8 protein-coding genes and 5 pseudogenes are annotated in these 13,745 nt (G+C 34.8%); 10 read left to right on the top strand and 3 right to left on the bottom strand.

Annotated elements, in window-relative coordinates; translation table 11 throughout:
* Window positions 1-458: 458 nt before the first annotated feature.
* Window positions 459-4,817, bottom strand: coding sequence for a hypothetical protein (locus AAE962_RS06185; protein WP_343288993.1), 4,359 nt, complete (start codon window positions 4,815-4,817; stop codon window positions 459-461).
* A 210-nt stretch (window positions 4,818-5,027) separates the two neighbouring features.
* Here AAE962_RS06185 and AAE962_RS06180 point away from each other — a divergent pair.
* The 3 genes and pseudogenes from AAE962_RS06180 to AAE962_RS06800 all read left to right on the top strand — a co-directional run bounded on the left by AAE962_RS06180 (window position 5,028) and on the right by AAE962_RS06800 (window position 6,673).
* A pseudogene (locus tag AAE962_RS06180) lies at window positions 5,028-5,773 on the top strand (IS5 family transposase).
* 177 nt (window positions 5,774-5,950) lie between these two features.
* Window positions 5,951-6,421, top strand: a pseudogene (tnpA, locus tag AAE962_RS06175) (IS200/IS605 family transposase).
* A gap of 132 nt (window positions 6,422-6,553) precedes the next feature.
* On the top strand, window positions 6,554-6,673 hold the full coding sequence (locus AAE962_RS06800) for a transposase (RefSeq protein ID WP_410543830.1): 120 nt from the start codon (window positions 6,554-6,556) through the stop codon (window positions 6,671-6,673).
* Between the two features lie 45 nt (window positions 6,674-6,718).
* On the opposite strand, the pseudogene AAE962_RS06170 reads toward AAE962_RS06800, so the two are convergent.
* Window positions 6,719-6,907: pseudogene (locus AAE962_RS06170) on the bottom strand (transposase); the annotation flags it as partial.
* Window positions 6,908-7,036: 129 nt separating this feature from the next.
* Here AAE962_RS06170 and AAE962_RS06165 point away from each other — a divergent pair.
* The 4 genes and pseudogenes from AAE962_RS06165 to AAE962_RS06155 all read left to right on the top strand — a co-directional run bounded on the left by AAE962_RS06165 (window position 7,037) and on the right by AAE962_RS06155 (window position 11,107).
* Window positions 7,037-7,783, top strand: a complete 747-nt coding sequence (locus tag AAE962_RS06165; RefSeq protein WP_343288737.1) for a transposase — start codon at window positions 7,037-7,039, stop codon at window positions 7,781-7,783.
* 328 nt (window positions 7,784-8,111) lie between these two features.
* A pseudogene (locus tag AAE962_RS06160) lies at window positions 8,112-8,984 on the top strand (IS982 family transposase).
* Window positions 8,985-9,036: 52 nt separating this feature from the next.
* On the top strand, window positions 9,037-9,456 hold the full coding sequence (locus tag AAE962_RS06795) for a transposase (protein ID WP_410543845.1): 420 nt from the start codon (window positions 9,037-9,039) through the stop codon (window positions 9,454-9,456).
* Window positions 9,457-9,598: 142 nt separating this feature from the next.
* Window positions 9,599-11,107, top strand: a complete 1,509-nt coding sequence (locus AAE962_RS06155; RefSeq protein WP_343288992.1) for a hypothetical protein — start codon at window positions 9,599-9,601, stop codon at window positions 11,105-11,107.
* A gap of 478 nt (window positions 11,108-11,585) precedes the next feature.
* On the opposite strand, the gene AAE962_RS06145 is transcribed toward AAE962_RS06155, so the two are convergent.
* Window positions 11,586-12,352 (bottom strand): IS5 family transposase gene (locus AAE962_RS06145; RefSeq protein ID WP_343288991.1). Its coding sequence is split into 2 segments (ribosomal slippage): window positions 11,586-12,001 and window positions 12,001-12,352, totalling 768 coding nucleotides; the frame shifts between segments, so codons are not numbered across the junction.
* Between the two features lie 200 nt (window positions 12,353-12,552).
* On the opposite strand from AAE962_RS06145, the gene AAE962_RS06140 reads away from it, so the two are divergent.
* The 3 genes and pseudogenes from AAE962_RS06140 to AAE962_RS06130 all read left to right on the top strand — a co-directional run bounded on the left by AAE962_RS06140 (window position 12,553) and on the right by AAE962_RS06130 (window position 13,651).
* Window positions 12,553-12,867, top strand: a complete 315-nt coding sequence (locus AAE962_RS06140; protein ID WP_343288990.1) for a hypothetical protein — start codon at window positions 12,553-12,555, stop codon at window positions 12,865-12,867.
* Between the two features lie 100 nt (window positions 12,868-12,967).
* A pseudogene (gene tnpA / locus AAE962_RS06135) lies at window positions 12,968-13,347 on the top strand (IS200/IS605 family transposase).
* Between the two features lie 82 nt (window positions 13,348-13,429).
* Complete coding sequence (locus AAE962_RS06130) at window positions 13,430-13,651, top strand: hypothetical protein (protein WP_343288989.1); 222 nt, start codon at window positions 13,430-13,432, stop codon at window positions 13,649-13,651.
* The last annotated feature ends 94 nt before the right edge of the window (window positions 13,652-13,745 follow it).

Raw genomic sequence — 13,745 nt, 5'->3', positions numbered from 1 at the left:
AAAAGGTCGTATATTTTTGAGAACAAGCAGCGTAAAAATAGGATTGTAAAAATAGAAGATTTAAATTATTTCAATAAGCTTAGGCAAAACAGTTCGTATGTAGATATGGATGAAATGAGCTAATATGGCTAGTTTTAGCGTATAATAAAATCACCATATAAAAAAGTTCGTATGGTACACATGGTAGACCAATCCATCCCAAAACAAACCCTTCTCACGCTTGCTGGTTTTTAGTTCTAGAAATGGTTGTATCATTTAAATTTTGTTAGCACTATATACCGCTCAATTAACGTCTGCCTATTTAGTAGTGCCCTTCTACTTTATTTAACTTGCCCACGTGCCCTATTAAATATTGACGTAAGTACAGAAAAAACTTGGTATTCACCTTAACTTCTCTAAATTTACTTACAATCTCTTGACTTGGCGCGTACGTTTTTTAACACTTCCTTCATCACTTATTACCTCTGCCTATCGTTCTTACCCTTGCTACAGCGAGAAATACTACTAGTTTCAGGATGTTCTAAATTAGACTGCGGGCTACTAAAATTACCAGAATCACCAAGTGGTGATATTTCTCTTTCTGCACTATTGGAAATCGAATTATGAACGTTACTCTTGTAACATTTCTTCAGCATAGGTGGTGACACATTTGGACTTCTAGCCCTTTTCTTTGACAAATTAGTACCATTGTGAACTGAATTTTGAGCAACATCACTAGTACTTGAAGGTAAACTCTCATTAACAGCACAAGCATGGTTAGCTGAGAAATGAATAGAGTTATTTAATGGATTACCGTTATTTACTCGTATATTACCAGTATTTGTACTTGTACCTGCTAGGATCTCTGAAGCACCATCTCCAGGAGAAGAAGAATAGATTGAGCAATCATTATCAATGGAAGGAACACTCTTCCTAGTTAATCCAGTTGGCAAAGAACCTAGATTAGGTGAACTTGTACGACCAGTCAACTTCATGTTCACGATTGAATCATTTGACAATTCATCGATTGAATCATGAGAGAAATGACCAGATGCATGATCCAATGAATGACTCAATGAATTACGAGATGAATTACGAGATGAATTACGAGATGAATTACGAGATGAATTACGAGATGAATTACGAGATGAATTACGAGATGAATTACAATACCTATCGTATTCCTGACCGAAAAGGACATGAATTTTGCAAGAATTACTTATTCGAATTTCGTGACCTTTATCAATATTTCCGTTATTAAATAGGAAAACTTTTACAGTACTTTTCCAACGACAACTAGGAAGAGCTTTCAATGCACCCTCACCGCTAATAGAATTATTAGATAAATCAATCTCTCTAATTCTCATAAAACTAATACTACTTAACTTTTCTAAACTTTCATCATTAATATTAGTATTTTTTAATATAAGAATATCAAGTTGTTCCATGTTTGCAGTGGCAAAGGCGTCAATATCATTTGTGGAGAGAGTATTTCCTGATAAGTTAAGGTGAACAATTCCTCTACAGTCAATCTTACCATATAAGAAGTATTGTGCAAAACTTCCACCAGGCATACACATGTCTACACACGCAAACTTCGAATTTGAAGAAAAAGTTATTGCTTGACCATTATCTAACGACCCAGAATTTTCATAAGGTTCCACGTCAGCTGGAGTCTTAGCAACAGCTTTAATATTAAGAACTTCAAAACTAGACCTGAATAAACTTCCTATACATTCGGGAGGGACATGAGGTACAATACCTAGGGAAAGTACTCTAGGCTTTTGCAAATTTTTACCAGCAAAAGCTAATACACCTGAACAACCAACTGGGTTACCATCTAAAGTCAAATGAGCGAGCCTTGGCCACGCTGCATGAGCTAAACTTACTGCACCTGCACTACCAATGTCATTAGAATTTAAACCAACTAAGGAAAGTAATAGAAAACTATTTTCTACCAAATATTTCATACCTTCATCACCAATACCAGCACTACTTAAATAAAGCTTTTGAAGCCTCGGGTATTCATGAGAGGCTATGAGTTTTGCACCCATAGGACCAATAGAGTTCTCAGATAAATTAAGGTATTGAAGGGCTCGAAAAGCAAGAGTTTTTGAGATTTCCCAACCTTTATGATCAAATCTGTTATTGTTCATACGAAGTAAAGAAAGATTTTCAAAAAAAACAGCTTCGAGCAAAGATTGTAAACCTCTATTACCAATATTATTATCTCCTAAATTAAGTTCCATAGAGTCCGGAAACGAACAATTCTTTAAAGCTACTGCGCAGTCATCATTAAGACCATTATTAGTTAAATCTAATTTCGCAAGATTACTGACATCTTTCTCAGACAAAGCAGAAAGATCATCTACATTCAAGAAGTTCTTTTCTAAATCAAGCTGAACAACTCCATAAAAATTAACGTTACCAGACAAGAAATACTTCTTGAATTCTCCCCCAAACATGAGCATATCTTTTAAAATAAACTTTGAGCCAATAGGAAAAGTTACATCTTCAGATGAAGGAGGAAAAGGATTCTGCTGAGTAGAAGTATCCGAAGTAGAATTTTGACGACAGTGTGATGCATTAATATATGAGAGACCACGCCTAAATAAATATGATACGCCAGCATAAGTGACGTCGCTGTATTTTATACTAATTGTAGTAAATGAGGGCGGAAGATTTTCAGCCAAAAGCCTTACACCTTCATCACCGATTTTACATTCAAATAAAGCAATCTCCACAAGAGAACCAAGGTTTTTATCAGTAAATAACTTCAAACAATTTAAATCAAGAACAGAGAATGCTAATCCAAACGCTGTTGTATTTTCTGCAAGGGGAATATCAGAGGGAAAAGCTTTACAAGATAATTGCATCCACTCTGATAACTTTGCATGGTTATCCATACTACTGGCAAAAAACTGATGTTTTACGGTTGTTTTTTTTTTAATAAAAGTTACCGGTACGTTTACATAAGAGTAACACCTCTCCGATTGGCTTGCATTTCTTACTTGAAGACGGGGATTTGTTTCTGTTTGTGGTGTTTGAGAAGCTTCCCCCGAACCATCATTAGCTTGGCATTGACTAACGACAATACGAGGTATAATAGTAGCATTTTTTGAATGATGACCATGGTTGATTAAGTCTAATCCACTAGTACTTGTCACACTTAAAGAATTACTTAGATTATGAGAGCGATCATTTCCCCATTGCACGCTAGAATCATTATCGGGTGATCTACCTCTAGATCCAGGAACTATAGTCCTGAATTGGGTGTTATTTTTTCCTAGAATAGAACTAGCAAAGGTGACGGTTAACCTTTCAGTGACAACTTCACTTAAAGAATCAACATCTCTCTGCATTTCTCTAATGTTATCACTATCAAAGGATAAGCTTAGTGAGAGAAGACTTTTGAAATAGGATTTAATCAAATCTTTTATGAATGAAAAAGAAACACGAGTATTTGTTAAATCAATAAAAATAAGTCTTTTGAGATCAAGGACATTCACTAAAGTTTTCAAAAGATCATCATTAATTATGGAATTTGCTAAAACAAGGGAGGTGACGTTTCTAATATTACCTTGAGTTATACTATTTCCGATCTCGCAACTTCTGATACCACTCAAATCAAGAAAGGTAAGAGCCTTAAAACCTTGGGATTCAATAAGTGTATTGAATCCCAACAGAGTGAGTAAATTATTACCTAATGAGAGATGGTTCACATTCTTAATCCAGTCACTACTACCTAATATAGCTAAATCTTTATCAGTAATTGAACATTTATTTAAGTGAAGATGCTTAAGTTTTCCAATCATAGAACGGGCTAAAGCTTCCATAACTTCACCTTGAATGCTGTTACCACTTATATCAAGAAAATCAAGGTTTTCTAAATTATTTGCCTGAAATAAACTTTCTATGGTATCGGTAGTAATAAGAAACGAAAAAGCCAAGTTAAGATAGGTAATATTTTTGTAACAAATTTTGAATAGATCAGTGACAATTGAACCTCTTCTACCTTTTAAGTTATGGCTAAGATTAATATGGACAAGAGACACGAGATTATTGTTATGTAAAGAATTTACATCTAAAAATTCAATCGCATTATTGCTTAAATCGAGGTGAGTAAGTTTTGTAAGGTATTGGCTCCTAGCTAAAAGTTTCAGACCTTTATCATCAATCTCGTTATCACTTAAGTAAAGATGAGTAAGTTTTTTGATATGATCGCTACTGATTAAAACAACTAGATCTTTACTACTCATGGTGTTTTTGCTCAGATCAAGACAAGTGAGTTGTTTTATACAACCTGTATCAATTAGAGTTTTTAGGCTTCCTTGCTTACTCAAACTACCTGCTAAATAGAGACTGGAAAGATTTTCAAGAGAACGGAGAGAATCATAAATTTTATTACCTGAGAGATTGATATCGCTCATATCAAGGGAAGTCAATCTTGAAGTACATTCAAATGTAAGTAATTTTGCTAACGCATCCACAGCAATATCTGAGTTACCTCTTATGTTTATAGAATGAATACTCTTCCATTTTCTAAGAGAGGAACGAAGTTCACAAAAATCGTCACCAGAGATACCTATACTTTCATCTTCTTTTCTTACTAGGTTAATTGACTTAAGCCAATGTATACCAAGAATAGAGAAAATAGCACCAAGATCACTATTAGAATCAGCAAGATCATGACCGATCACCCCTGGACTTAAAGAAAGAACATGTACCATTCTACCAACTTCTTCGCTTTCCAAGAACTCTTGCAATTTTGTAGGATTGAGTTCTTGTACTCCTGTCAAATCAAGATGATCGCCTACAACGTAGAGAGAAAAATCCATAAAACCTAAAAAGACTAAATGTCATGATACATAAAAGAAAAACCAAACAAAGTAAAGGTAAATTTACAAATCAGAAGTCTGACTTAACCTAGAAAAGGTACAGGAAAAGTTAAAAAATTTCTATTACGCAGGCTCTGTGGACAAAAAATATGAAAAGAGAGAAAAAGATGGTAGTTTAGCCTAATAGGTAAAGAATGGAGAAACTACCATATGCAATATTACATCAAAGAGGAAAATTGGAAACAAATTTTAGAGTTCATAAGAGGCATAAAAGGAATGCATAGTAAAGACGAAAGACGTTTAAGAATATTCATAGAAGCAGTGTGATATATGGCGCGAAGTGGTTGCCAATGGCGACTTTTGCCAAAAATCTATGGCAATTACAGAAGTATACATAAACGATTTAAGAGATGGTGCGAAAGGGGTATTTGGAAAAATTTATTGGAGTACACAAAACAAGAGCCAGATTTAGAAGCCGTCATAATCGACGGTGCGATCATTATAGCCATCCATGTTCAGTTGGATATACATCGAAGGATCAAGAAGCTTTAGGGCGAAGCAAAGGTGGCTTTACAACTAAAATTCATGCACTTGTTGATGCATTGGGAAATCCTTTAAAATTTATACTGACTCCTGGCCAGAGGAATGAAATTACACAAGCTGAAGTATTAACAAAAAATGTCTATCACTCCATTGTAGTAGCTAATAAGGGTTATGACAGCAATGCTTTTGTGGTCAGCCTTGAAAACAGGAAATATGAAATCGTAATTCCATCAAAAAGGAATCGAAAAGTGCAAAGATACTATGATGAGCATATTTATAAAGAACGTCATTTAATTGAGAGATTTTTCAGTAAAATCAAAAATTTTAGGCACATTTTTTCCAGATTTGACAAGACCGCAGAGGTTTACATGGAATTTTTAAATTTTGTTGGAGCTCTCATATGGCTTCTCTAAAATTTTGTTCACAGAGCCTAGTTAACAGTGGAAAGACGTTGTTGTTTTTTATAAAAAATTTCCATGTATTCGGATATATCATTTCCCCTTTATCGTTCCGAATTTGGGAGAAAAACCCTGGACTTGAAGTCCATCCTTTCAAAAATATAAATTGAAAGGTGAAAAATTTAGAGGAATGTGAAATGTTATAAAAATAGCAGTCATGCGGCATACAATTGTATTTATCATATAGTATGGATTGCTCAATACAGATACCTAGTTCTTGTTGGAGACATAGGGCTAAAAGCAAGAGAGGTAATTCAAGCAGTATGTGGAAGTAACTAAGTAGAGAGGTAAAGTAACATCAAGACATGCCCACATATATGTTCCAGTACCACTATATTTGAGTATCAGAAAATTAGTACAACTGATAAAAGGAAGGTGCTTGAGAAAAATACAGTAGAGTTTTCCAGAATTAAAGAAAAATATTGGGCGGTGAGAATCATTTGTTGGCAGTTGGTTGTTTTATCAGGACTAACGGAATGTGACTGATCAAATGATAAAGGACTACATCATAGGAATCACCCTAAAAGGGAAGACAATTTCGGTAAGTCGAAAATGAGCATTCCACGTTCTCTCATTCTATGGACTTCAATCCATAGTGGTTGAATGTGTGATAGTTTTGAAAGAATTACATTGTAGAAGCTTCATGTAAGAGCATGTCTTAAACCATATAGGAAGGAGTTAAGAAGTGTGTTATAAGATAACATTAGAACAATAATTAATGCAATTCGCTATGTGATGAAAACAGAGTGTCAATGGAGACAATTACCCAAGGATTTTCTGCCATGGAAGGTCGTGTATGGCTGCAATTCACACTTAAAAAAAGTGGAACATGGCAAGAAATTCACAATTTCCTAGTTAAAAAAGTAAGAAAAATAATTGATAAGAAACGCTAATTCTGGATTAAGGGAGGAAGAAAGTATAGTAAATAGAAGGCTTTTTGGGTTTCATGGAATAGGAAATAAGAGTAGAGAAGATATGAACCAAAAAATTAGTAAGAGATCTATGGCGAGTATGCTCAATTTCTAATCTGTTTTTCAAACAACCAAAAACCGTTTCAATAATAGACCTTTTTCTCAGCAAGATCTTTTCATTTAACGCTAATTCTGTATGGCTTTGTTGCATAGCTAGTGTTGATTGAGGTTATTGTAAGGAGAAAAGCTTTTAAATATATGGTTACTAACGCATTTTGTTGTAAAATAGGCATTTTTCAAACAACTTATGCCGCAAAAAATGAGAGTAAGTAACCAAAGAGAATATAACGAGTTTCTCAAAAAAAGAGGAAATGTTTTTCATTTTGTTAATCAAGCCATAGAAAATTGGTACGAAAACAGTCCAAAAGTTGCAGGTGGTAATAACATTTATAGTAATAAAGTTGTAATTTTAATACACATAATAGTTCATCTTTTTAGAATTGGCCTGAGACAAGCTGTAGGTTTTGTAAAAGGTTATATGGTACAAATAGGCAAAAAACTTAAGGTTATAAGCTATACACAAGCTTCCAGAAGATTTAAAAAGCTTAATTTGAAGATTGATGACCATAGAACCAATAAAGATGATTTGGAAAATATTGAAATTGACGTAGATAGCACTAGAGTTAGTATCTACAGTAATAACGGTGGGCATAGTAAGCTTAATACTCGAAAAAGAAAATACAGTGGTTATGGTCAAGTAAGAAAATTACATGTTGTTTTAAACGTAAATGATAAGAAAGCAATAAGCATGAACTACACTAGTGGTGTTGCTGTGGACTATTTGCCGGTCTACGATATGTTAGAGGAAGTCAGTAATAAATATAACATTTGTTCTATTCGAGCAGATGCGGCTTATGATATAAGAAGTGTGTATAAAGAATGCAGAAAATACAATATTGTGCCTATTATTCGCCCTAGGAAGGATACTAAAATTTGTTTAGCTGATTACTTATCAGAAAGAAACAAGTATATTAGTAGAATTAGGTCATATTAGAACTATGAAGATGGTATTAATGAATGGAAGAAAAAAGTTAAGTATGGAGCACGATCTTATATTGAAGTCTTTTTCTATAGGTTAAAGCAAATATTTGGGTTTGGCTTGAAAAATAAATCAGAGATAAATCGTGAAAAAGAGCTGTTAATTAAGTGCTACTTGCTAAACAAATTTACTGATATAGGTATGGCTAAATTTAAATTATCTTCCTAAATTCACTGTGGTTTACATGCCTATCAGTGCTATGCAACAAAGCCATTCTGGATTAGAAAAGAAGCGGAAATAGGGTAAACTCAGCTAATACTAAGAAATTAAAGTGAGGATACCCATGGATAAAGATATAACGGAACTATTTTGCTTGGTCGACGATTTTTGTAAAGCTATAGAGGAAAACTTTGCAGATAAACTACTTTCAAGCAACAAAAAGCCTACAAGAATACCAGAAATTACACTTTCTGAAATCATTACAATAATTCTTCTCTATCAACAATCTCCATGTGAAAATTTCAAAGCTTTCTACCTGCATCACTTAACATTTTTCTACAAATCAGATTTTTCAAAGTTGCCTTCATATACTAGGTTTGTTGCACTAAAACCTAGGGTTCTATAGCATTTAGCAATGTTATTAAAGTGGCTTTGTGAAAATTCTAAAAATACTGGTATCTCATATAATGATTCAACTCCTATTGCAATTTGCCATGCAAAAAGAATATCTAAAAATAAGGTTTTTGCTGGTATTGCAAAATTAAGCAAGAGCTCTTAAGGATGGTTTTTTGGTTTCAAATTACATCTAGTTATTAATGATAAAGGAGAAATTCATGCACTTACGCTAACAAAAGGCAATGTTGATGACAAAAAAACTGTATCCTATCTAACAAAAAAATTAACAGGTCTCTTGTTTGGTGATAAGGGTTATATAAAAAAGGAGCTTTTTCAAGAGTTGTTTGACCGCGGATTAAAGCTTATTACCAAAGTGAAAAAAAATATGAAAAATGCGCTAATCTCACTAAATGAAAAGATCTTGCTGAGAAAAAGGTCTATTATTGAAACGGTTTTTGGTTGTTTGAAAAACAGATTAGAAATTGAGCATACTCGCCATAGATCTCTTACTAATTTTTTGGTTCATATCTTCTCTACTCTTATTTCCTATTCCATGAAACCCAAAAAGCCTTCTATTTACTATACTTTCTTCCTCCCTTAATCCAGAATTAGCGTAAGAAAGAAACTACATCAGTAGGACTAATTGACATTCAATCAGTAAAAACCACTCAAAAAGGGGATCCAGAGGGTATGATGCTGGCAAAAGAATAAAGGGCAGGAAACGCTATATTGTTGTAGATACTGCAGGTCTTGTAATTACTGCTGAAGTACACAGCGCAAGCATTCAAGATCGTGATATTGCTCTAAATCTTTTTGCTGAAGATAAGTGCAAATCTCCAACTCTACGTAAGTTTTTTGCTGATCAAGAATATATGGGTAAGTTACAAAACCGCTGTTTATCGGAAACTGGATGTTTGTTAACGATTGCCAGGAAAGTAGTTAATACAGGATTTCAAGTTATTCCTAAGCGTTGGATTGTTGAAAGAACTTTTGCCTGGCTCTCCAATTTTAGATGCATGAGCAAAGATTACGAGCATTCTCCTCCTTATACCTCAAAAACAATATTTCTTTAATATGATCACTATTATTCTTCGCAAATTAGCCTATTCTTGAGTTTAAAGACATGCTCTAAGGCATTGTTAATAAAAATAATTGTTGAAATGCTTTCAAAATAGTCTACCATAAAGGGGATTTTGTTAATTCTCTGGCTATTTTATGGAAAATAAAGTTAATTTACCTTCTCCCTCTTCCTCCGCCTTTATTGAGCAGCTTTTCCTGTTCAACAAAAGTGCTAGTTCCTTAAATAATTTTCTGGGCGCGTGCAGAAGTGAGTCGGCACTTTCACTGTTTATTGAAGAGTTGATGAAATATTGTAGTCTTGATAAACGTCGTGCTCGAAGCAGTCTTCTAGAACTGGAACCGATCTCACAAGCCCTTTTTATTTCCTCCTTAGATCTTTATAAATTGTTTGTTCCTGATGCATCTGGTCTTACATTTCTGCGAGGTGTTGGTGAGTTGAAGGGGGAAAACTTCGTTAGTTTTGTCAGAAATTTTTCGTCCTTGATCATAAGTCTTCGTCGGAATATAGTTCATCACAAACTTCAAGAGGCGTCTTTAAAAAGCTTTCTGGGTTCCATGACAAGACTGTGTTTGCAACTCGAGAAAGCTGAAAAAGCTGTCAAGTCTTTTCTAGAGATTGTTGGATCAGATGTACCTCCTCGTGAAGATAGGGAAAGTTTGAGAAGTAGTGAGCGTTCTCGAAGTGGTGGTGAAACTTTACTGCCTCATTTCTCCTCACTTGTTAAAGCGAGTTCTTCGCCGCTTCCTTCACAAGCCTCTGTCTCTAGTGAAATCATGGTAAACTTTTCTACGAGTTCCGAATCTCCAGCTAAGAAGGTGATAGATCTATCTAGGGTTGTGGAAAGTGCACTTTGCAGTAGTTATTTAGCATCACCTAAAGTGCTGCTTTCTTCCAGATCTGAGTTTACGGGCAGTGTGCCTCAAAGTGGTGATAAGGGTCTAAAAAGTCAGGAAACATCTTTCATGGAAAGTGGAAGTCGCTCTCGAACAAGTAGGGAAAGTTTGAGAAGTAGTGAGTATTCTCGAGGAGAGAGTGGAAGTCGCTCTCGAACAAGTAGGGAAAGTTTGAGAAGTAGTGAGTATTCTCGAGGAGAGAGTGGAAGTCGCTCTCGAACAAGTAGGGAAAGTTTGAGAAGTAGTGAGTATTCTCGAGGAGAGAGTGGAAGTCGCTCTCGAACAAGTAGGGAAAGTTTGAGAAGTAGTGTGTCTTGTCAAGATTATGGTCAAGCAAGTTATCTTAGTTATTATACATCTAATAATTCTCCTTTTCCACCTCAACGTTTCGCCTATGCCCCTCCTTTTCCACTTCAACATTTCGCCTATGCCCCTCCTTTTCCACTTCAACATTTAGCCTATGCCCCTCCTTTTCCACCTCAACGTTTCGCCTATGCCCCTCCTTTTCCACCTCAACGTTTCGCCTACGCTTCTCTTCCTCGCTCGCGTAGTCTCCCTGACATTGGTCGCTTCCCTTCCCATGTTCGTTCGAGTTTGCCTTCTCAACATGTCAGTGGTGCAGCTTCTTCTGCTAGTAGTGTGAGCAGTCTTCGGTCCACTGACAATCCGGTTTCTCTCCCTTCCGATGTGCCTTCTGGCAGCTTAGAGTGTGTTCAATCTTCTCAGGAAGCTAAGGATATTACGCGTTGAACTACTTTATGGTTGGTTACGGTTTTGGAGTCGGTGAGTTGTCTGAGTTTCTACATTGAAGTGTGAAAATACTTTTGTCTCAATTGGTAAGATACTTGAAGAGTCTTGTTAGCAAATCCATTATTTTTCAGAAAAGCTTTGGTAGTATCAGATTTCACCATGTTGGTTCTTTGGTAACTTCGTGTTTCAGTTCTGTTTAAAGACATGCACTTGATAGCATTAATGTTGGGGTAAATTATGGTAGTGAGTATAGAATCTGATGTACTGCAGAGTATACTCTATACATGATTCTTTTCCATATCTTAATCTTATCAACCAATAAAAATTCCCTTTCGACTTTCTAGTCCATAAAGAGCAAGGATGGTTTTTGTGAGTAAGTTCATATGAATTCTATATTTTGGTTTGTGATACTGACAAAAGGATTTGGCGTTTCTAATGCGATTGAAAAAACACTACTAAGAACCTGTCTTGCAAGGAACTAAGCAGCTAATTTAGCAAGCATAATAGTAATCATATTAAAGGAGATATTAGTTTTTGAAGTAAGAGGAGAATGCTCATAATCCTTGCTCATACGTCTAAAATTGGAAAGCCGAGCAAAAGTTCTCTCAACAATCCACCGTTTAGGAATAACTTGAAATCCTACAGCATCAGCTGATTTTTTAGTAATCGTCAATAAACATCCTGTTTTCAATAAACAGTAATTTTGCAGTTTACCAATATATCCCTGATTAGCGAGAAACCTTTGTATCGTTGGAGCTTTTCGTTTAGCTTGAGTAAAAAGATTTAGAGCACCATCACGATCTTGAATGCCTGCACTATGAACATCAGCTGTAATAATTAGGCCTATTGTATCCACAATGATATGACGTTTTCTACCCTTTATTTTCTTGCCAGCATCATATCCTCTGGATCCCATTTTTGAGTGGTTTTCACTGATTGACTATCAATTATTCCTACCGAAGGTATTTCATTTTTGCCAACCATTTTTCTTACCTTTTTTACTAACATATCGTGTATTTCTTCCAATTTGCCACTATTACGCCACCTGAGAAAATAATCATACACCGTTTTCCATGGCGGAAAATCTTTTGGCAGCATTCTCCACTGGCAACCACCTTTCATTATGTATCTTATTGCATTAATAATTGTTCTAATATTGTGCTTTCTTGGCCGTCCTACTGCACCTTGTGCAACACTTGGCTCCAAAATTTCCCATTCTTTGTCACTTATATCACTTGGATACATTTTTACCTACTATTTTTTACTTATCTCATCATATTCTCTTTCTCATTTCTTTTCAAGACAGGCTCTTAGGCAAACCTTTTATCTTTACTAATCCGAAAAGAAAAGATCCTGGCAATACAAAAAAGCAAACCTTTCCTAAAGGATAAGTATTATATTTAGGGGCAGAAACGTTAACAGCAGGAGCGAATTATCCAGCAGTGATGAATGCTCCAGAGGGTAGTAATATACATTATATTGGCTCAAAAAATAATGAAACTCTCTTCATTATTCATGGTTCTACGTATGGTACTCTTGAAGGTGGAATGGGAAAAGAAAATACTGTAGTAATGGATACTAAAGCTGATAACATTATTGCTGATTTGCGTGGTGGAACTATACAATATGGCAATAGCAATCACGTAAGATTGATTAACACGTATAACTACGTATCTCATTCTTGCGGCAAGCAATACATTGCAACTCACTGTAAAACAAGATTTATTGTCCCAAATTTGGGAGAAAAACCCTGGACTTGAAGTCCATCCTTTTAAGAATATAATTTTAAGGTAAAAAATCTGAAAGAATGTGTAATATTATAGAAAAAGCAGTCACTCTGTATATGAATGTACATATCACATAGTGTGGATAACAAAATATCGATATCCAGTATTAGTTGGAGATATTGGACAGAAAGCTAAAGAAGTTGTACAAGAAGTATGTGCAAATAATCAAGTAGAAATTATCAGAGGTAGAGTTGCTTCAAGTCATGTATACGTTTCTCTACCCCCATACTTAAGTATTAGTAAGTTAGTGCAGTTAATAAAAGGAAAAAGTTCCAGAAAAATCCAGCAAAACTTTCCAGAGCTGAAAAAAAAAGATACTGGGGAAAACACTTATGGGCAGTAGGCTACTTTGTCAGGAATAGCGGAAATGTAACTGACGAAATGATAAAAAATTATATTGAAAATCACTCTAAAAAAGAAGATAAATTTGGTGACTTTCAAGTCGAAAGTTAGCATTCTATGCTCTCTCTCAATCTTTGGATTTTAATCCATAGTGGTTGAATCTTATTTTATAATAAAAATATGAGTCAGAAAAATGGTAGTTGATAATAAAAAGGACATAAACTCAATAGAGCTTCAAATAAAGCTACCAAACTCAAAAATCTTCAATATTAAAGGGACATATTTTAAGTATAAGCTACATTACGATCAATTAGATGATAAAGCTATTCTGAGTCTTGAAGAACGAGTTAATTATATTTTTCGTGCTTATAAAAAGAAGTATAACTTGCCCGTCAATGTAGATGTTACATTTTAAGGCTACATATACAACAATCTGAGAGATTACGCTGATGCATATCCATAAACTCGAGCAAGTTTATCTAAAGGTGGTTATGTTGTTGGTCATGCTA

It is taken from the genome of Wolbachia endosymbiont of Encarsia formosa (assembly GCF_039540065.1).
Taxonomy (GTDB): Bacteria; Pseudomonadota; Alphaproteobacteria; order Rickettsiales; family Anaplasmataceae; genus Wolbachia.
Note: the sequence above shows the minus strand (reverse complement) of the source record. Positions and strands in the feature narration are given on the sequence as shown.